The organism is Allobosea sp. UNC402CLCol, from assembly GCF_000745475.1.
Classification (GTDB): domain Bacteria; phylum Pseudomonadota; class Alphaproteobacteria; order Rhizobiales; family Beijerinckiaceae; genus Allobosea; species Allobosea spartocytisi.
The window spans coordinates 1-18,641 of record NZ_JQJJ01000006.1 but is presented as its reverse complement, the minus strand read 5'-3'; the positions used below and the strand labels follow the sequence as shown (position 1 = coordinate 18,641).

General features: G+C 64.7%; 15 protein-coding genes, 1 tRNA gene and 1 pseudogene. All 17 read right to left on the bottom strand.

Annotated features, from left to right (window positions below; all coding sequences use genetic code 11):
- On the bottom strand, positions 1 to 332 hold a 332-nt coding region (locus GY40_RS01960; RefSeq protein WP_038358291.1), incomplete at its 3' end, for a GTP-binding protein.
- Between the two features lie 44 nt (positions 333 to 376).
- Entirely contained in the window at positions 377 to 2,452 is a 2,076-nt protein-coding gene (gene fusA / locus GY40_RS01955) for an elongation factor G (protein WP_038358289.1), read from the bottom strand.
- Positions 2,453 to 2,482: 30 nt separating this feature from the next.
- Positions 2,483 to 2,953, bottom strand: a complete 471-nt coding sequence (rpsG, locus tag GY40_RS01950; protein WP_038358287.1) for a 30S ribosomal protein S7 — start codon at positions 2,951 to 2,953, stop codon at positions 2,483 to 2,485.
- A 72-nt stretch (positions 2,954 to 3,025) separates the two neighbouring features.
- Positions 3,026 to 3,397: a 30S ribosomal protein S12 gene (gene rpsL, locus GY40_RS01945; RefSeq protein WP_038358286.1), complete on the bottom strand. Its 372-nt coding sequence runs from the start codon at positions 3,395 to 3,397 to the stop codon at positions 3,026 to 3,028.
- 435 nt (positions 3,398 to 3,832) lie between these two features.
- Positions 3,833 to 8,017, bottom strand: a complete 4,185-nt coding sequence (gene rpoC, locus GY40_RS01940) for a DNA-directed RNA polymerase subunit beta' (RefSeq protein ID WP_038358283.1) — start codon at positions 8,015 to 8,017, stop codon at positions 3,833 to 3,835.
- 110 nt (positions 8,018 to 8,127) lie between these two features.
- Positions 8,128 to 12,249 (bottom strand): DNA-directed RNA polymerase subunit beta, encoded by a 4,122-nt coding sequence (gene rpoB / locus GY40_RS01935; protein ID WP_038358281.1) that lies wholly within the window; start codon positions 12,247 to 12,249, stop codon positions 8,128 to 8,130.
- A 371-nt stretch (positions 12,250 to 12,620) separates the two neighbouring features.
- Entirely contained in the window at positions 12,621 to 13,001 is a 381-nt protein-coding gene (gene rplL, locus GY40_RS01930) for a 50S ribosomal protein L7/L12 (protein WP_038358279.1), read from the bottom strand.
- 48 nt (positions 13,002 to 13,049) lie between these two features.
- The gene (gene rplJ, locus GY40_RS01925; RefSeq protein WP_038358277.1) at positions 13,050 to 13,565 is read right to left on the bottom strand and encodes a 50S ribosomal protein L10; all 516 of its coding nucleotides are present in this window, start codon (positions 13,563 to 13,565) and stop codon (positions 13,050 to 13,052) included.
- A 517-nt stretch (positions 13,566 to 14,082) separates the two neighbouring features.
- Entirely contained in the window at positions 14,083 to 14,781 is a 699-nt protein-coding gene (rplA, locus tag GY40_RS01920; protein ID WP_038358275.1) for a 50S ribosomal protein L1, read from the bottom strand.
- Positions 14,782 to 14,794: 13 nt separating this feature from the next.
- Positions 14,795 to 15,226, bottom strand: a complete 432-nt coding sequence (gene rplK / locus GY40_RS01915; RefSeq protein ID WP_038358273.1) for a 50S ribosomal protein L11 — start codon at positions 15,224 to 15,226, stop codon at positions 14,795 to 14,797.
- Between the two features lie 156 nt (positions 15,227 to 15,382).
- Positions 15,383 to 15,814 (bottom strand): ribbon-helix-helix domain-containing protein, encoded by a 432-nt coding sequence (locus tag GY40_RS01910; RefSeq protein ID WP_051987425.1) that lies wholly within the window; start codon positions 15,812 to 15,814, stop codon positions 15,383 to 15,385.
- 85 nt (positions 15,815 to 15,899) lie between these two features.
- Positions 15,900 to 16,502 (bottom strand): DJ-1/PfpI family protein, encoded by a 603-nt coding sequence (locus tag GY40_RS01905; RefSeq protein ID WP_038358271.1) that lies wholly within the window; start codon positions 16,500 to 16,502, stop codon positions 15,900 to 15,902.
- A gap of 100 nt (positions 16,503 to 16,602) precedes the next feature.
- Complete coding sequence (gene nusG / locus GY40_RS01900; RefSeq protein ID WP_038358269.1) at positions 16,603 to 17,136, bottom strand: transcription termination/antitermination protein NusG; 534 nt, start codon at positions 17,134 to 17,136, stop codon at positions 16,603 to 16,605.
- A 14-nt stretch (positions 17,137 to 17,150) separates the two neighbouring features.
- Entirely contained in the window at positions 17,151 to 17,345 is a 195-nt protein-coding gene (gene secE / locus GY40_RS01895; protein ID WP_038358268.1) for a preprotein translocase subunit SecE, read from the bottom strand.
- Between the two features lie 165 nt (positions 17,346 to 17,510).
- Positions 17,511 to 18,242 carry a class I SAM-dependent methyltransferase gene (locus GY40_RS01890; protein ID WP_038358293.1) on the bottom strand — a complete coding sequence of 244 codons (732 nt, stop codon included), beginning with the start codon at positions 18,240 to 18,242 and terminating at the stop codon, positions 17,511 to 17,513.
- 52 nt (positions 18,243 to 18,294) lie between these two features.
- Positions 18,295 to 18,370: transfer RNA gene (locus GY40_RS01885), tRNA-Trp, on the bottom strand.
- Between the two features lie 136 nt (positions 18,371 to 18,506).
- Positions 18,507 to 18,641 (bottom strand): annotated as a pseudogene (gene tuf / locus GY40_RS26915) (elongation factor Tu); the annotation flags it as partial.

Genomic DNA, 18,641 nt, shown 5'->3' with positions numbered 1-18,641 from the left:
CCGTCGGCCGCCGACACCACCAGGATCGCGCCGTCCATCTGCGCCGCACCCGTGATCATGTTCTTCACATAGTCGGCGTGGCCGGGGCAGTCGACGTGAGCGTAGTGGCGAGCCGGGGTCTCGTACTCGACGTGAGCCGTCGAGATCGTGATGCCGCGAGCCTTCTCTTCCGGCGCCTTGTCGATCTGGTCATACGCCGTGAACGACGCACCGCCGGACTCAGCCAGAACCTTCGTGATCGCAGCCGTCAGCGACGTCTTGCCATGGTCAACGTGACCAATCGTTCCAATGTTGCAGTGCGGCTTCGTCCGCGAAAACTTCTCTTTGGCCATGGTAGCCTCCGTCCAATCTCTCAGTGTTCAGTCGAAGGTTCGGGTCAGGCGTACTTGGCCTGAACCTCGGCGGCGACCGCCGAGGGAACCTGCTCATAGTGGTCGAACTGCATCGTGTAGTTCGCGCGGCCCTGCGAGAAGGAGCGCAGCTGGTTGACGTAGCCGAACATGTTCGCCAGCGGCACCATCGCGTTGATCACGACGGCGTTGCCGCGCATGTCCTGGCCCTGGATCTGGCCACGACGCGAGTTCAGGTCGCCGATGACCGAACCGGTGTAGTCTTCCGGGGTCACGACCTCGACCTTCATGATCGGCTCGAGCAGCACGGAGCCGCCCTTCTGCAGACCTTCGCGCAGCGCTGCACGGGAAGCGATTTCGAAGGCGAGCGCCGACGAGTCGACTTCGTGGAAGGCGCCGTCGATCAGCGTGACCTTGACGTCCACGACCGGGAAGCCGGCGAGAACGCCAGAGCCGATGACCGAGTTCAGGCCCTTCTCGACGCCGGGGATATACTCCTTCGGCACCGAACCGCCGACGACCTTCGACTCGAACTCGAAGCCCTTGCCGGTCTCGTTCGGCTCGATGACGAGCTTGACGCGGGCGAACTGGCCCGTACCACCGGTCTGCTTCTTGTGGGTGTAGTCGATCTCGGCCTTCTTGGTCAGCGTCTCGCGATACGCAACCTGGGGCGCGCCGATATTGGCGTCGACCTTGTAGGTGCGCTTCAGGATGTCGACCTTGATGTCGAGATGGAGCTCGCCCATGCCCTTCAGGATGGTCTGGCCGCTCTCCTGGTCGGTCGACACGCGGAAGGACGGATCCTCGTTCGCGAGCTTCGACAGGGCGAGGCCCAGCTTCTCCTGGTCGGCCTTGGACTTCGGCTCGATCGCGATCGTGATGACCGGCTCAGGGAACTCCATGCGCTCCAGGATCACCGCATGGGTGGGATCGCAGAGCGTGTCGCCGGTGCGGACGTCCTTGAGGCCGGCCAGGGCGACGATGTCACCGGCATAAGCCTCCTTGATGTCCTCGCGGTTGTTCGCATGCATCAGCAGCATGCGGCCAACGCGCTCTTTCTTGTCGCGGGTCGAATTGATGACGCCCTGACCCGCCTCGACCTTGCCCGAATAGATGCGGCAGAAGGTGATGGTGCCGACGAAGGGGTCGTCCATGATCTTGAAGGCGAGCATGGAGAACGGATCTTCGTCCGTCGGGTTGCGGGTGGTCGGCTCTTCGGTCTTGAAGTCGATGCCTTCGACGGCGCCGCGATCGACCGGCGACGGCAGGAAGTCCACGACCGCGTCGAGCAGGGGCTGCACGCCCTTGTTCTTGAAGGCCGAGCCGCAGAGGACCGGGTGGAAGGCGCGGCGCTGAACGGCCGTGCGAACGAGCTTGCGCAGCGTCTCGGCGTTCGGCTCGGTGCCGTCCAGATAAGCTTCCATCGCGGCGTCGTCCATCTCGACGGCGGCCTCGACGAGCTTCGAGCGATATTCGGCAGCCTTGTCGGCGAGATCGGCCGGAATGTCCTTCTCCTCGAAGGACGCGCCGAGCGCTTCGCCGTTCCAGACGATCGCCTTCATCTTGATCAGGTCGATCACGCCGACGAAGTCGGATTCGGAACCGATCGGGATCTGCAGGCAGACGGGCTTGCCGGCGACGCGGTCGATGATGTCCTGGACGCAGCGATAGAAATCGGCGCCGATCTTGTCCATCTTGTTGACGAACACGATACGCGGGACGTCGTACTTGTCGGCCTGGCGCCAGACGGTCTCGGTCTGGGGCTCGACGCCCTGGTTGCCGTCGAGCACGCAGACGGCACCGTCGAGCACGCGCAGCGAACGCTCGACCTCGATGGTGAAGTCGACGTGGCCGGGGGTGTCGATGATGTTCAGGCGGTTGTCGCGCCAGAAGCAGGTCGTCGCGGCGGACGTGATCGTGATGCCGCGCTCCTGCTCCTGCGTCATCCAATCCATCGTGGCGGCGCCATCATGGACTTCGCCGATCTTATGCGACTTGCCGGTGTAGTAGAGGATACGCTCGGTCGTCGTCGTCTTGCCCGCATCGATGTGGGCCATGATGCCGAAGTTACGATAATGATCGATCGGATGAGAACGGGCCATGGTCGTGTGTCCTGAAGTCCGGGCTTCCGCTTACCAGCGGTAGTGCGAGAAGGCGCGGTTGGCTTCCGCCATCCGGTGCGTGTCTTCACGCTTCTTGACGGCGTTGCCGCGGTTGTTCGCAGCATCCATCAGCTCGGCCGAGAGACGCTCGACCATCGTCTTGTCGTTGCGGCCACGCGCGGCCGAGATCAGCCAGCGGATCGCCAGCGCCTGACGGCGCTCGGTGCGAACCTCGACCGGAACCTGGTAGGTCGCGCCGCCGACGCGGCGGGAACGGACTTCGATCGCCGGAGCGACGTTCTCGAGCGCCGACTTGAAGACGCCGAGCGGCTCGCTCTTGGTCTTGGCCTCGATGATGTCGAAGGCACCGTAGACGATCCGCTCGGCGGTCGACTTCTTACCTTCGTACATCACGGAGTTCATGAACTTCGTGACGACGATATCGCCGAACTTGGGGTCCGGGATAACTTCGCGCTTTTCGGCACTGTGGCGGCGGGACATCGTCTAGTCTCCGGTCAAATCTTCAACGCGGCGGATCGGCCTGGGCTCATCACCCGGCCGATCTGGCCGAACTCACTTGGGACGCTTGGCGCCGTACTTCGAACGGCGCTGCTTGCGGTTCTTGACGCCCTGCGTGTCGAGCACACCGCGCAGGATGTGATAGCGCACGCCGGGAAGGTCCTTGACGCGGCCGCCGCGGATCATCACCACCGAGTGTTCCTGAAGGTTGTGGCCTTCACCCGGGATGTAACCGATCACCTCGAAGCCGTTGGTCAGACGAACCTTGGCGACCTTGCGGAGCGCGGAGTTCGGCTTCTTCGGGGTCGTCGTATAGACACGCGTGCAGACGCCGCGCTTCTGCGGGCACGACTCGAGCGCCGGGGCGGTGTTACGCGCCTTCACGGGCGAGCGCGGCTTGCGGATGAGCTGGCTGATTGTCGGCATTCTGGCCTCTCGCCCCACTGAGCGTTTGGAAATTCCTGGTCAATCTCCCAGGTCGAGCAAAGCCATGGCATAAACGAAGCCGCGCCATCGGCGCCCTTTCAGGGGCCTCAGGCGCGTTCGCCAGCAGAGGAACACGGAAACTCCGCGTTCATGCATCTCGCCATGTCGTCATTCGACGCTGGAATTCCGACGGAGTTTCGGTCGCGAAACTCGCTTGCAAACAAAGAGGCAAGCGACAAACGTGTCCGACAACCGTCGACAGTGGCGCGCTTATGACTCGAACAGAGATTCGCGTCAACCCCGAAACCGCCGAAAAGGTTGGGGTTTTGCGGGGTTCGGGCCACTTGGCCCCTCGCCTGCCCTTTCACGAAACAAAAAGGCCGCCCGGGAGGGGCGGCCTTTCCGATGATTGCCGGTCTTCGCCGGTGGCTGAGCTTACTCGGCCGCCGGCAGCACCGCAGCGGCCTGGGCCGCGGCCTTGGCAGCCGCATCGGCCTTCTGGCCGACGATGAGGTCGTCGCGGCGCGTGGCCACCTGCTTGATGCGGGCGACCTGGGCGCCGGTGCCGGCCGGGATGAGCGAGCCGACGATGACGTTCTCCTTGAGGCCCTCGAGCATGTCCGACTTGCCGTTGACCGCCGCCTCGGTGAGGACGCGGGTGGTCTCCTGGAAGGACGCCGCCGAGATGAAGGAGCGGGTCTGCAGCGAGGCCTTGGTGATGCCGAGCAGGACCGGCACGCCGGAAGCCGGCTTCTTGCCCTCCTCGCGCATCTTCGCGTTGATCTCCTCGAGCTCGACGCGGTCGACCTGGTCGCCGGTCAGGATGTCGGTATCGCCCGACTCCGTGATCTCGACCTTCTGCAGCATCTGACGGACGATGACCTCGATGTGCTTGTCGTTGATGCCGACGCCCTGAAGGCGATAGACCTCCTGGATCTCGTTCACCAGATAAGCCGCCAGCTCCTCGACGCCCTTGATCGCCAGGATGTCGTGCGGGGCCGGGTTGCCGTCGAGGATGTAGTCGCCAACTTCCACGACGTCGCCGTCCTGGAGGTGGATGTGCTTGCCCTTCGGGATCAGGTACTCGACCCCGTCGGAACCGTCATGCGGTGTCAGCGTCACGCGGCGCTTGTTCTTGTAGTCCTTGCCGAAGCCGATCACGCCCGACTTCTCGGCAATGATCGCCGCGTCCTTCGGACGACGCGCCTCGAACAGCTCCGCCACGCGCGGCAGACCACCGGTGATGTCGCGGGTCTTGGCCGAGTCGGTCGAGACACGCGCCAGCACGTCGCCGGCCTTGATCGAGTGGCCAGGCTCCACCGAGATGATGCCGTCGACAGGCAGGATGTAGCGGGCATCGCCACCACGGGCGAGCTTCGCGATCTTGCCGTCAGGCCCCGTGATCGTCATCGCGGGCTTGAGGTCGGCCGTACGGGCCGAGCCACGCCAGTCGATGACGACGCGCTTGGAGATGCCGGTCGCCTCGTCGGTCGTCTCGGTCATCGACATGCCGTCCACGAGATCCTCGTAGCCGACCTTGCCGTCGACCTCCGCCAGGATCGGGCGAGAATAGGGATCCCACTCGATCAGGCGCTGGCCGCGCTTGACCTTGTCGCCCTCGTCGACCCGCAGCTTCGAGCCGAACTGGACACGGTGCACCGCGCGCTCGGCGCCATCAGGCCCGACGATCACGATGGCGATGTTGCGCGCCATGGCGATGAGGTCGCCGTCCGAGTTCCGCGCGACGTTGCGGTTACGCATCTTGACCGTGCCTTCGAAGTTCGACTCGACGAAGGACTGGTCGGCGATGGTGGCCGCGCCGCCGATGTGGAAGGTACGCATGGTGAGCTGCGTGCCCGGCTCGCCGATCGACTGCGCCGCGATGACGCCGACGGCCTCACCCATGTTGACGGGCGTGCCGCGGGCGAGGTCGCGCCCATAGCAGGTCGCGCAGACGCCGTTCTTGGTCGCGCAGGTGAGAACGGAGCGGATCTTCACCTCCTGGACGCCGGCGGCGTTGATCTTCTCGATATGGCTCTCCTCGATCATCGTGCCCTTCGGCACGAGGACGTTGCCGTCGATATCGGTCACGTCCTCGGCCGCCGAGCGACCCAGGATGCGCACGCCGAGCGAAGCCACGACCTGGCCGGCATCGACGATGGCGCGCATCTTGATGCCGTTGTCCGAGCCGCAATCGACCTCGGAGATAATCGCGTCCTGCGCCACGTCGACGAGACGGCGGGTGAGATAGCCGGAGTTGGCCGTCTTGAGCGCCGTGTCGGCGAGGCCCTTACGGGCGCCGTGGGTCGAGTTGAAGTACTCGAGAACGTCGAGGCCTTCCTTGAAGTTCGAGATGATCGGGCTCTCGATGATCTCGCCCGACGGCTTGGCCATCAGGCCGCGCATGGCGGCGAGCTGGCGCATCTGCGCCGGCGAACCGCGGGCACCCGAGTGCGACATCATGTAGATCGAGTTGATCTGCTTGTCGCGGCCGGTCTCGTCCTTCTGGACAGTCGAGATGCGGGCCATCATCTCCTGGGCGAGCTTGTCGGAGCACTTCGCCCAGGCGTCGACGACCTTGTTGTACTTCTCGCCCTGCGTGATCAGGCCGTCCTGGTACTGCTGCTCGTAATCCTTGGCGAGCGCGCGGGTGGTGTCGACGATCTGCCACTTGTTCTCCGGCACGACCATGTCGTCCTTGCCGAAGGAGATGCCGGCCTTGAAGGCGTGCTTGAAGCCGAGCCCCATGACGCGGTCGCAGAAGATCACCGATTCCTTCTGACCGCAGCCGCGATACACGGCGTCGATCATTCCGGAGATCTCCTTCTTCGTCATCAGCTTGTTGACGACGTCGAAGGACACGGCCGGGTGCTCCGGCAGCGCGGTCGAGAGGATCACGCGGCCCGGCGTGGTGTCGTAGATCTTCGTGTACGGCTTGCCGTCATGGCCGACGCCGGTCCAGCGATATTTGATCTTCGAATGCAGCGTCACGACTTTCTCGTGCAGCGCGTATTCGAGCTCGCCGAAATCGCCGAAGATCTTGCCCTGGCCCGGCTCGCCATCCGAGATGATCGAGAGGTAGTAGAGGCCGAGCACGATGTCCTGCGACGGCACGATGATCGGCTGGCCGTTCGCCGGGTGCAGGATGTTGTTGGTCGACATCATCAGCACGCGCGCTTCCAGCTGCGCCTCAAGCGACAGCGGGACGTGCACGGCCATCTGGTCGCCGTCGAAGTCCGCGTTGAAGGCGGCGCAGACCAGCGGGTGGAGCTGGATCGCCTTGCCCTCGATCAGCACGGGCTCGAAGGCCTGGATGCCGAGGCGGTGGAGCGTCGGTGCGCGGTTCAGCATCACCGGATGCTCGCGGATGACCTCGTCCAGGATATCCCAGACTTCCGGCTTCTCCTTCTCGACGAGCTTCTTGGCCTGCTTGACCGTGGTCGAGTAGCCCTTGGCGTCGAGGCGCGCATAGATGAACGGCTTGAACAGCTCGAGCGCCATCTTCTTCGGCAGGCCGCACTGGTGCAGCTTCATCTCCGGACCGACGACGATGACCGAGCGGCCGGAATAGTCGACGCGCTTGCCGAGCAGGTTCTGGCGGAAGCGGCCCTGCTTGCCCTTCAGCATGTCGGCGAGCGACTTCAGCGGGCGCTTGTTGGCACCCGTGATGACGCGGCCGCGGCGGCCGTTGTCGAACAGGGCGTCGACGGACTCCTGCAGCATCCGCTTCTCGTTGCGGATGATGATGTCCGGCGCGCGCAGCTCGATGAGGCGCTTCAGGCGGTTGTTGCGGTTGATGACGCGGCGATAGAGGTCGTTCAGGTCCGAGGTCGCGAAGCGGCCGCCATCGAGCGGAACGAGCGGACGCAGATCCGGCGGGATGACCGGGATCTGGGTCATCACCATCCATTCCGGCTTGTTGCCCGACTCCTGGAAGGCCTCGATGATCTTGAGGCGCTTCATCAGCTTCTTGGGCTTCAGCTCGGACGTCGTCGTCGCGATCTCATGCTTGAGATCGGCGTTGATCTGGTCGAGATCGAGCGCGCGCAGCATCTCGCGGATGGCTTCCGCGCCGATCATGGCGGTGAAGGTGTCCGCGCCGTACTCCTCCTGGCAGCGGACATACTCCTCCTCCGACAGCAGCTGGCGGTCCTTGAGCGGGGTCAGGCCCGGCTCGATGACGACGTAGCTTTCGAAGTAGAGGATGCGCTCCAAGTCCTTGAGCGGCATATCCATCAAGAGGCCGATGCGCGAGGGCAGCGACTTCAGGAACCAGATATGCGCGACGGGAGCGGCGAGCTCGATATGGCCCATGCGCTCGCGCCGGACGCGGGCGAGCGTGACTTCGACGCCGCACTTCTCGCAGATGACGCCCTTGAACTTCATGCGCTTGTACTTGCCGCACAGGCACTCGTAGTCCTTGATCGGCCCGAAGATGCGCGCGCAGAACAGGCCGTCACGCTCCGGCTTGAACGTGCGGTAGTTGATCGTCTCGGGCTTTTTGATTTCGCCATACGACCAGGACAGGATCTTCTCCGGGCTCGCGATCGAGATCTTGATCGCGTCGAAGGCCTGCTGGACCGGCTGCTGGCCGAAAAGGTTCATGACCTCTTGCTTCATCGCCTGTCTCCTTCGGCCGGTGGGGGCTTAAGGGCCACCCTGCCCGGCTCGTCAATTCCGTAGGCCGGCGGCGTGAGTGCCGCCGGCAATGTTCAAGGCTCGGTCGCGGCTTATTCGGCCGCTTCGGCGGGCGGCAACTCGCCCGGCTTCACCTTGTTGTTGATCAGCTCGACGTTGAGGCCGAGCGAGCGCATCTCCTTGACGAGAACGTTGAAGCTCTCGGGGATGCCCGCTTCGAAGTTGTCCTCGCCGCGCACGATCGACTCGTAGACCTTGGTGCGGCCCGCGACGTCGTCCGACTTCACCGTCAGCATTTCCTGCAGGGTGTAGGCGGCGCCGTAGGCTTCGAGCGCCCAGACCTCCATTTCGCCGAAGCGCTGGCCGCCGAACTGCGCCTTACCGCCCAGCGGCTGCTGGGTGACGAGCGAGTACGGACCGATCGAACGCGCGTGGATCTTGTCGTCGACCAGGTGGTGCAGCTTGAGCATGTAGATGTAGCCCATCGTCACCTTGCGGTCGAAAGGCTCACCCGTGCGGCCGTCATAGAGGGTCGACTGACCCGACGAGTGCAGACCAGCCTGCTCCAGGAGCCGCTCGATATCGGCCTCCTTGGCGCCATTGAACACCGGCGTCGCCACCGGCACGCCGCGGCGCAGGTTCTGGCCCATCTCGACGAGCTCGTTCTCGTCCATCGAGGCGATGATCTCGTTATCCTCGTAGACGGCGTCGAACTGAGCCTTCAGCGCCTTGAAGTCGCTCGTCTTCTTGTAGGCGTCGAGCGCCTTGCCGATCTGCTTGCCGAGACCGGCGGCCGCCCAGCCCAGATGGGTCTCAAGAATCTGACCGACGTTCATGCGCGAGGGCACGCCCAGCGGGTTCAGCACGATGTCGGCATGAGTGCCGTCCTCGAGGAACGGCATGTCCTCCACCGGCACGATGCGCGAGACCACGCCCTTGTTGCCGTGACGGCCGGCCATCTTGTCGCCCGGCTGGATCTTGCGCTTCACCGCGACGAAGACCTTGACCATCTTCATCACGCCCGGGGGCAGTTCGTCGCCGCGCTGCAGCTTCTCGACCTTGTCGAGGAAGCGCTGCTCGAGGCGCTTCTTCGACTCGTCGTACTGCTTCCGCATCGCCTCGATCTCGGTCATCAGCGAGTCTTCGGCGGTGGCAAACAGCCACCATTGCGAACGCGGGAACTCGCTCATCACCTCGCGGGTGATGACCGTGTCCTTCTTGAAGCCCTTCGGACCGGCCAGGCCGGTCTTGCCGGTCAGGATCTCGGCCAGACGCGCGAAGGTGTTGCGGTCCAGGATCGCCTGCTCGTCGTCGCGGTCCTTGGCGAGACGCTCGATCTCCTCGCGCTCGATGGCCTGGGCGCGCTCGTCCTTGTCGACGCCGTGGCGGTTGAACACGCGCACCTCGACGATCGTGCCCTGCACGCCCGGGGGAACGCGCAGCGAGGTGTCGCGAACGTCCGAGGCCTTCTCGCCGAAGATGGCGCGCAGCAGCTTCTCTTCCGGCGTCATCGGGCTTTCGCCCTTCGGCGTGATCTTGCCGACGAGGATGTCGCCCGCCGCCACTTCCGCGCCGATATAGACGATGCCGGCTTCGTCGAGGTTCTTCAGCGCCTCTTCCGAAACGTTCGGAATGTCGCGCGTGATCTCCTCCGGGCCGAGCTTGGTATCGCGGGCCATGACCTCGAACTCCTCGATATGGATCGAGGTGAAGATGTCCTGGGAGACGATGTTCTCGGAGAGAAGGATCGAGTCCTCGAAGTTGTAGCCGTTCCACGGCATGAACGCGACGAGCACGTTGCGGCCGAGCGCGAGCTCGCCGAACTCGGTCGACGGGCCGTCGGCGACGATGTCGCCCTTCTTGACGACGTCGCCGACGCGCACCAGCGGACGCTGCGTGATGCAGGTCGACTGGTTCGAGCGCTGGAACTTCTGCAGCCGGTAGATGTCGACGCCGGGCTTGGTCGGGTCCATCTCGTCGGAAGCGCGGATGACGATACGGGTCGCGTCGACCTGGTCGACGACGCCGGAACGGCGGGCCGCGATCGCGGCGCCCGAGTCACGGGCGACGACCGCTTCCATGCCGGTGCCGACGAAAGGCGCGTCGGCGCGAACCAGCGGCACCGCCTGGCGCTGCATGTTCGAGCCCATCAGCGCGCGGTTCGCGTCGTCGTTCTCGAGGAACGGAATCAGCGCCGCGGCGACCGAAACGAGCTGCTTCGGCGACACGTCCTGGAAGTCGACCTTGTCGACCGGCGTGACGATGACCTCGCCGGCGCGGCGGCAGACGATCAGGTCGTCGGTCAGGCGGCCTTCCTTGTCGACGGCGGCATTGGCCTGAGCGACGTTGTATTTCGCCTCTTCCATCGCCGAGAGATAGATCACCTCGTCGGTGACCTTGCCGTCGCGGATGCGGCGATACGGGCTCTCGATGAAGCCGTACTTGTTCACCCGCGCGAAGGTGGCGAGCGAGTTGATCAGGCCGATGTTCGGGCCTTCCGGCGTCTCGATCGGGCAGATGCGGCCGTAATGCGTCGGGTGCACGTCGCGCACCTCGAAGCCGGCGCGCTCGCGGGTCAGACCGCCCGGGCCAAGCGCCGAAAGGCGACGCTTATGCGTGACTTCGGAGAGCGGGTTCGTCTGGTCCATGAACTGCGAGAGCTGCGAGGAGCCGAAGAACTCGCGCACGGCGGCAGCCGCCGGCTTGGCGTTGATCAGGTCCTGCGGCATGACCGTGTCGATATCGACCGAGGACATGCGCTCCTTGATGGCGCGCTCCATGCGGAGGAGGCCCAGGCGATACTGGTTCTCCATGAGCTCGCCGACCGAACGCACGCGGCGGTTGCCGAGATGGTCGATGTCGTCGATCTCGCCCTTGCCGTCGCGCAGGTCGACCAGCGCCTTGACGACCGCGAAGATGTCCTCCTTGCGCAGGATGCGCACGGTGTCCTCGGCGTCGAGGTCGAGGCGCATGTTCATCTTGACGCGGCCGACGGCCGAGAGGTCGTAGCGCTCCGGGTCGAAGAACAGCGACTGGAACATGTTCTCAGCCGTCTCGAGGGTCGGCGGCTCGCCCGGACGCATCACGCGGTAGATGTCGAACAGGGCTTCCTCGCGGCGCGAGTTCTTGTCGACGTTCAGCGTGTTGCGGATGTAGGGACCGACCGTGATGTGGTCGATGTCCAGCACCGGGATCTCGTCATAACCGTCATCGGTGAGCTGCTTGAGCAGCTTCTCGGTGATCTCTTCGCCGGCCTCGGCATAGACCTCGCCCGTCGCCGGGTTGACCAGGTCCTCGGCGATGTACTGGGTGTACAGGTCCTCGTCCTGCGCGCGCAGGAACTTGAGGCCCTTCTCGGCGAGCTGGCGGGCAGCGCGGGCGACGAGCTTCTTGCCGGCCTCGACCACGACCTCGCCGGTGTCGGCGTCGATCAGGTCTTCGGTCGCCTTGAAGCCCTTCATGCGCTCCGCGTCGTAGGGAACGCGCCAGCCCTTGGCGTCCTTGGTGTAGGTGATGTGGTTGTAGAAGCGGCTGAGGATCTCCTCGCCGTCCATGCCGAGCGCGAACAGCAGCGAGGTGACCGGGATCTTACGCTTCCGGTCGATACGGGCGTAGACGATGTCCTTGGCGTCGAACTCGATGTCGAGCCAGGAGCCGCGATACGGGATGATGCGCGCGGCGAAGAGCAGCTTGCCCGAGGAATGGGTCTTGCCCTTGTCGTGGTCGAAGAACACGCCCGGCGAACGGTGCATCTGCGAGACGATGACGCGCTCGGTGCCGTTGACGATGAAGGTGCCGTTATCCGTCATGAGCGGCATGTCGCCCATGTAGACATCCTGCTCCTTGATGTCCTTGACGGACTTGGCCTGGGTGTCCGGGTCGATATCGAACACGATCAGGCGCAGCGTCACCTTGAGCGGCGCCGAGAAGGTCATGCCGCGCTGGCGGCACTCGTCGACGTCATATTTCGGCGGCTCGAAGGTGTACTTCACGAACTCCAGCAGCGAGGCGCCGGAAAAATCGCCGATCGGGAAGACCGATTTGAAGACGGACTGCAATCCCTCGTCAGGCCGGCCGCCCTTGGGTTCGTCGACCATCAGGAACTGGTCGTAGGACGCCTTCTGAACCTCGATGAGGTTCGGCATCTCCGCCACTTCCTTGAGCTTGCCGAAGAACTTGCGGACGCGCCTGCGACCCTGGAGCGAATTGACCATGTTGTTCCTCGCGTTCTGTGGGCATCTTCCGGCAAGTCGCCGCCAATTTGGCGGCCACGCTCCGTAAGGTCCCAACCTCTCCGTTCAGAGCCTGTACCGCCGCCGGCCCTCGGAAGGTCCGCCATCGGTTTCGGCTCCATGGACGGCTCACCCGGCGGTCCGGCCGAGGCGGCCTCGGGCCGCCGGGTGAGCCGTTCGGCGCATCGGCGCCGACCCACATCTTCGTTCAGAGCTTCACCGCAAGGTTGCGGCTCGCTCCCGCGACAACTCCCGCGCACCAGCGCGGAAACGACGCAACAGCCCCGGAGGCGTGGAGCGCCCCGGGACTGTCTGTTTTGACTACGGTCGGACCGGCATCAGCCGGCCCAAGCTCACTTGAGCTCGACCTTGGCGCCGACGGCCTCGAGCTGCTTCTTGAGCTTCTCGGCCTCGTCCTTGGCAACGCCTTCCTTGACCGGCTTCGGAGCGCCCTCGACCAGGTCCTTGGCTTCCTTGAGGCCCAGGCCGGTGATGGCGCGGACTTCCTTGATCACCTCGATCTTCTTGTCGCCGGCGGCGGCAAGAACGACGGTGAACTCGGTCTGCTCTTCAGCAGCAGCGGCGGCAGCGCCACCGGCAGCCGGGCCAGCCGCAACGGCGACGGCGGCGGCAGCGGAAACGCCCCACTTCTCTTCGAGCAGCTTGGCGAGGTCAGCGGCCTCGAGAACGGTGAGCGACGACAGCTCGTCGACGAGCTTGGCGAGATCGGCCATGTTTAACTTCCTGTCTTAAGAGGTTCGAACGATAAGGGTTTGCTGGCTTCAAGCCGCATTCTTGTCGGCGTAAGCCTGAACCACGCGAGCCAGCTTGCCGGCGGGCGCGTTCGTGAGCTGCGCGAGCTTGGTAGCCGGGGCCTGGATAAGGCCGATAAGCTTGGCACGCAGTTCGTCGAGCGAGGGCATCGTGGCCAGGGCCTTGACACCATCGGGGTTCAGGGCGGTCTTGCCCATCGCACCGCCGAGGATGACGAGCTTGTCGTTCTCCTTGGCGAAAGCGCTGGCGACCTTCGGCGCCGCGACCGGATCGTTGGAATAAGCGATCAGGGTGGGACCCGTCAGCAGGTTGCTGATGGACGCGACGTCGGTGCCTTCAAGAGCGATCTTGGCCAAGCGGTTCTTTGCGACCTTAACAGTGGCGCCATTGGCCTTCATCTCGCGACGAAGCTTCTGGAACTGGGCCACGGTCAAGCCCGCATAGTGGGCCACGACGACGACCGACGTGTTCGCAAACACATCGTTCAGCGACGCGACGGCATCTTTCTTTGCCGCTTTATCCACTGGGCTCTCTCCGGTAGGCGACAAGCTTTCGAGGGCTCGCCGCCGGTTGCAAATGCCGCTCCTGGAACCCCGGTTGACACCGGCGTTCGGCAAAGCGACGCTTGATGCCCTGTCCCCGCTCCCGAGCCTCGATGGAGAGGCCGCGACCGGGCGAGATGGTTCGAACCGTCTTTCCGGATCTTGCGATCCGGGAGTAAGCTCTTGCACCGTCTATGCAGGCCTCTTGGCGAAATTATGCTCCCGGCCGAAGCCGAAACGCACCTGCAGTCTCAGACAGGACTGGATGATTCTCCCCCGGGAAATCACTCCCCCGTCCTCAAATCACCCAATTTTCAGCGGAAACCCGCCGAAAAACGCGAAACGGACCCCTTCGTGTCAAGCACGCCGGAGCCCCATCACTCATGGAAACAGGCGTGCGTATAGCGCTTTCGCCTGCTTCTGCCAAGTAGGCTCTTGACATCACGAAATCAAGAGCGGGTGGGCGGCCGTTGATCCAGCCGCCCTGCCCTCAAGCTTGTCAGCCGCCGACGACGGTGTTCGGCTCGACCTTGACGCCCGGGCCCATGGTCGACGAGATCGCGACGCGCTGGATATAGGTGCCCTTGGCGCCGGCCGGCTTGGCCTTGGCGACGGAGTCGACGAACGCCTTGATGTTCTCCGAGAGCTTCTCGGCCGAGAACGAGGCCTTGCCGACGGCGGCGTGGATGATGCCGGCCTTCTCGACGCGGAACTCGACCGAACCGCCCTTCGAGGCGGCGACGGCGGCGGTGACGTCCATCGTCACGGTGCCGACGCGCGGGTTCGGCATCAGGCCGCGCGGGCCGAGCACCTTACCGAGACGGCCGACGAGACCCATCATGTCCGGGGTCGCGATGCAGCGATCGAAGTTGATCTCGCCCTTCTGGACGGACTCGACCAGCTCCTCGGCGCCGACGATGTCGGCACCCGCGGCCTTGGCCTCGTCAGCCTTGGCGCCACGGGCGAAGACGGCGACGCGCAGCGTGCGGCCCGAGCCGTTGGGCAGGTTGCAGACGCCGCGGACCATCTGGTCCGCGTGACGCGGATCGACGCCGAGATTCATCGCGATCTCGACCGTCTCGTCGAACTTGGCGTTGGCACGCTCCTTGACGAAGGTGACGGCCTGATCGAGCGGGTACAGCTTGGTGCGGTCAATGCCTTCACGGCCCTTGACGACGCGCTTTCCGATATGTGCCATTGTCAGCCTCCCCTCAGCCCACGACTTCCAGGCCCATGGACCTGGCAGAGCCACGGATCATGGCCGAAGCCGATTCGACGGTGTCGCAGTTGAGATCGGCCATCTTCTTCTCGGCGATCTCGGCGATCTGCGCGGTCGTAACCTTGCCGACATTGCCGCCCTTGCCCGGGGTCTTCGAGCCCGAGGTCAGGCCGGCGGCCTTCTTCAGCCAGTACGAGACCGGCGGCTGCTTCATCTCGAAGGTGAAGGAGCGATCGGCATACGCGGTGATGATCACCGGGATCGGCATGCCCTTTTCCATCTGCTGGGTCTTCGCGTTGAAGGCCTTGCAGAATTCCATGATGTTGAGGCCGCGCTGACCGAGCGCGGGACCGATCGGCGGCGACGGATTGGCCGCGCCCGCCGGAACCTGAAGCTTCACGTAGCCCGTGATCTTCTTTGCCATGATGGCTGCTCCTGCCGTCCGCTCCGCTGCCTATCGGAACGACGACGCCCCTGCCTGCCGACGCTCTTCGCCGGGGCCGGGGTGGTTGCAGTGCGTGGTGCGGCGCCTGTGATCCGGCTGGCGACCGGCACGCCTTCCACGCGGTTAAGGCGGGGCCTATGGCACAGGCGCGCCGGAAAGGGAAGCCCCTCGCACCGCTTTGTCCGTCTCGCGCCGGACCGCCAGGCGGCGACCTTCGGCGTCGCGGCGCCGCGCCTCTCGCGCCAGGATGCTCTCGGCATCGAGGTCGCGGATCGGGATGGCGCGGTCTTGCGGCACGTCACCTTCCAGCTGAAGCGCCAGATAGCGCCCGCAGCAGACCCTGAGGAAGGATGAGAAATTCTCGACCTCTCCCCGCGTCTCGAGCAACTCCTCGTGCAACCGCGTCAACAGTTGCATCAGGGTCATGCCGTCGCGCTGGGCGATTTCTTCCAGGACGCGCCAGTAGAGATTCTCCAGCCTCACGCTGGTCGAATAGCCGCGCATCCGCACCGATTTGAGCCGCGTTTGCCACAGCCCGGCATCGGCTCCGACGAAAAGCCTGCACATGGGCGCCTCCGATCAGGTTCCCGCGAGCGGCATCATAGGCTGGCGGAGGCGAGCTCCGCCAGCCCTTGCCGGCAAGCGACGAGACTCAAGCGGCCTGACGCTGCTGGCCGTGGCTGATCGTCGTGCCGAGGACTTTGAGAAACTGCGACAGCCAGGCGGGATGGGCCGGCCAGGCGGGTGCCGAGACGAGATTGCCGTCGGTGACGGCACCATCGATGGCGATATCCGCATAGGTGCCGCCGGCAAGCTCGACCTCGGCCCGACAGGCCGGATAGGCCGAGCAGGTGCGGCCCTTCAACACGCCCGCGCCCGCCAGGAGCTGAGCACCATGGCAGATCGCCGCCACCGGCTTTCCGGCGGTGAAGAAGTGCCGGACCATCTCGACGACCTTGGCGTTCAGGCGCAGATATTCGGGCGCCCGTCCGCCGGGAATGACCAGCGCGTCGTAGCGGGCCGGGTCGACATCGGCGAAGCTGGCATTCAGCGTGAAGTTGTGGCCGCGCTTTTCGGAATAGGTCTGCTGGCCTTCGAAGTCGTGGATCGCGGTCGCGATCGCATCGCCAGCCTTCTTGTCGGGGCAGACCGCGTGGACGGTATGACCGACCGCAAGCAGCGCCTGGAACGGGACCATGATCTCATAGTCCTCGCCGAAATCGCCGACGATCATCAAAATGCGTTGGCCGCTCATGCTACCCTCCCCGTGTTCCCGCCTTGGTTGGCGGTCACGAGACAGGATAGCCGGAGCGGCCGTTTGCGGGTGTTATCCGGTTAACGCGCGAAGGCGCCGCTCAGAGCTTCTCGACCTGGCTGTATTCCAGCTCGACCGGCGTGGCGCGGCCGAAGATCGAGACGGCGACCTTGAGGCGGGTGCGGGCGTGATCGACATCCTCGACGACGCCGTTGAAGGAGGCAAAGGGGCCATCGGCCACCTTGACCTGCTCGCCGATCTCGAAGACCACCGTCGGCTTCGGACGCTCGATGCCCTCGGCGACCTGGCCCTTGATCCGCATCGCCTCATGCTCGGGGATCGGCATGGGCTTGGCCTTGTCGGCGCCGAGGAAGCCGGTGACCTTCGGCGTGTTCTTGATGAGGTGATAGACCTCGTCGGTCATCTCGCACTTCACCAGGACGTAGCCGGGGAAGAACTTGCGCTCGGTATCGACCTTGCGGCCGCGGCGGACCTCGACGACCTTCTCGGTCGGCACCAGCACCTCGTCGAACTTGTCGGCGAGGTTGCGCTGCGCCGCCTGGTCACGGATCGACTGGGCGACCTTGTTCTCGAAGTTGGAATAGGCGTGGACGATGTACCAGCGGGTGCTCACGTGCGTATTTCCGTTCAACGGGCGCCGAGGATGATGCCGAGGCCCCAGCGGATGATGGTATCGGTGAAGAGGAAGAACAGGCTGGAGACGACCACCATGGCGAGCACGAGGCCCGTGGTGATCAGCGTCTCCCGGCGCGAGGGCCAGGTGACCTTGGCCGCCTCGGAGCGCACGTCCTGCAGGAACTGGAAGGGATTGGATTTCGCCATGAACCACCTCGGGTTCCGAACCGGTCCGCGACCCCTGCCGCGACGCCGAATCGGCCGTCCTGAAACATTCGCGGCGCGGGACCCGGGGGGTCGCGCGCCGTCATCGACCGCCCTCTTACATCGCCTTAGGCCTTTAGCCAAGACCCTTTCGGGGCGCGGGCCGCTTCAGCTCCGCCGTGCCGCGATCAGCAGGAAGAACGGCCGCTCGCGCTCCCTGGCCCAGCTCGGTTCGGACGCGACCTGCTCCCGGCTCGGCCCCCATTCGACCAACCGATCGAGCGAAAAGCCCGCCGCCCGCAACAGGTCGAGATAAGTCGCGATCGTACGGTGACGCTTGACCACGCCCTCCGCCAGCCAATTGCTGACCCTCTCGCCCTCGTCGAGATAGCCGTTGACCGGCCAGCTCGCCCGCCCGTCGGCATCGACGAGCCACTCCTGCCGAACCGGCGCCGTCATGATCGGATGCTCGACCGAGCAGACCAGCGCCCCACCCGGCTTCAGCGCCGCATGCACGCGTCCGAACAGCGCGTCGAGACCGGCGATGTAATGGAAGGCGAGCGAGCTATAGGCGAGATCGAAAGCGCCGGCCGCCGGCACGAAGCTTTCCAGATCGGCCAGCTCATAGCGAATGCGGGAATCGTCTGTCTCGCGCCGCGCCCGCGCCAGCATGTTCCCGGAGACATCGACTCCGAGGACGCTCGCAGCCCCCTCGCCCGCCGCGAATCGGCAGAACCAGCCGAAGCCGCAGCCGAGATCGAGCACGCGCTTGTCCTGCAGATCCGGCAGCATGGACCGCAGCACCGGCCATTCCGGCGCGCCGTCCAGCCCATGGACCGAACGCGGCAGGCGGCTATAGCCCGCAAAAAAGGTTTCGTCGTCGTAGATGTTCTGGGTCATGGCGCTCGAAGAACCGCTTTGCGGTTTGCGCTGCAGCCGCCCGAAAAGCGACTGGCAGGGGCGGTAGGGCTCGAACCTACGACAACCGGTTTTGGAGACCGGTACTCTACCAACTGAGCTACACCCCTGTAGTCGGGCGATCCTTTGCCTCAAGGCGCGGAGGTTTTCAAGTCGAAAACGCAGCCGGCTTCAACACATCTCCGCAATAACGAAAAGGGCGGCGTTTCCGCCGCCCTTCTCAACACATATCGACCGAAATCCCGATCAGGCGATGATCGAGGCGACGACGCCGGCGCCGACGGTGCGACCGCCTTCGCGGATGGCGAAGCGCAGCTTCTCTTCCATCGCGATCGGGGCGATCAGCGTCACCTCCATCGAGATGTTGTCGCCCGGCATCAC

Coding starts and splice junctions, on each gene's coding strand:
- rpsG (WP_038358287.1), bottom strand. CDS start 2,953: ATGTCCCGCCGCCACAGTGCCGAAAAGCGCGAAGTTATCCCGGACCCC.
- GY40_RS01890 (WP_038358293.1), bottom strand. CDS start 18,242: ATGACCCAGAACATCTACGACGACGAAACCTTTTTTGCGGGCTATAGC.
- rpoC (WP_038358283.1), bottom strand. CDS start 8,017: ATGAAGCAAGAGGTCATGAACCTTTTCGGCCAGCAGCCGGTCCAGCAG.
- rplK (WP_038358273.1), bottom strand. CDS start 15,226: ATGGCAAAGAAGATCACGGGCTACGTGAAGCTTCAGGTTCCGGCGGGC.
- rpsL (WP_038358286.1), bottom strand. CDS start 3,397: ATGCCGACAATCAGCCAGCTCATCCGCAAGCCGCGCTCGCCCGTGAAG.
- rpoB (WP_038358281.1), bottom strand. CDS start 12,249: ATGGTCAATTCGCTCCAGGGTCGCAGGCGCGTCCGCAAGTTCTTCGGC.
- rplL (WP_038358279.1), bottom strand. CDS start 13,001: ATGGCCGATCTCGCCAAGCTCGTCGACGAGCTGTCGTCGCTCACCGTT.
- GY40_RS01905 (WP_038358271.1), bottom strand. CDS start 16,502: ATGAGCGGCCAACGCATTTTGATGATCGTCGGCGATTTCGGCGAGGAC.
- GY40_RS01910 (WP_051987425.1), bottom strand. CDS start 15,814: ATGTGCAGGCTTTTCGTCGGAGCCGATGCCGGGCTGTGGCAAACGCGG.
- fusA (WP_038358289.1), bottom strand. CDS start 2,452: ATGGCCCGTTCTCATCCGATCGATCATTATCGTAACTTCGGCATCATG.
- secE (WP_038358268.1), bottom strand. CDS start 17,345: ATGGCGAAATCCAATCCCTTCCAGTTCCTGCAGGACGTGCGCTCCGAG.
- rplA (WP_038358275.1), bottom strand. CDS start 14,781: ATGGCACATATCGGAAAGCGCGTCGTCAAGGGCCGTGAAGGCATTGAC.